The 440-nt window shown below is 68.4% G+C and carries 1 protein-coding gene and 1 other annotated feature; the gene reads left to right on the top strand.

The genetic code is table 11. The features are described 5' to 3' along the window. Positions 1–96 (top strand) — a sequence feature (AL1L pseudoknot). This feature is flagged as partial in the annotation. Continuing rightward, positions 1–440 (top strand): IS3 family transposase (locus GTR02_RS22135; protein ID WP_166609604.1); only part of this gene is annotated, 440 nt, incomplete at both ends. Its footprint overlaps the feature before it by 96 nt.

Below are 440 nucleotides of genomic sequence, written 5' to 3' on the forward strand. Positions count from 1 at the left end.
GCTCGACCGCCCACACCGCTGATCGTCGACTTCATCGATCAGAACAAGGACGACCTCGGAGTCGAGCCGGTCTGTGAGCAGTTGCAGATCGCCCCGAGCACCTACTACGCCGCGAAGTCCCGGCCACCCTCGGCACGGTCGCTGTCCGATGAGGCTGCGCTGGCCGAGATCGATGCCGTCCACAAAGACAACATGCGCGTGTACGGGGCGCGGAAGCTGCACGCGGCGATCAACCGGCGCCGCGTGCAACGAGCACCGGCCGGGCAGTCGGTCTCGAGGATCGCCCGTTGCACGGTGGAGCGGTTGATGAGAGCGGCTGGTCTGCACGGTGTGCGCCGTAACGGCAAGCCGCCGCGTACGACGATCCCCGGACCACCGGACCACCGCCCCGACTTGGTCGAGCGCCACTTCCGCGCCGAGCGGCCCGACCGGTTGTGGGT

Source organism: Kineococcus siccus, assembly GCF_009906795.1.
Classification (GTDB): domain Bacteria; phylum Actinomycetota; class Actinomycetes; order Actinomycetales; family Kineococcaceae; genus Kineococcus; species Kineococcus siccus.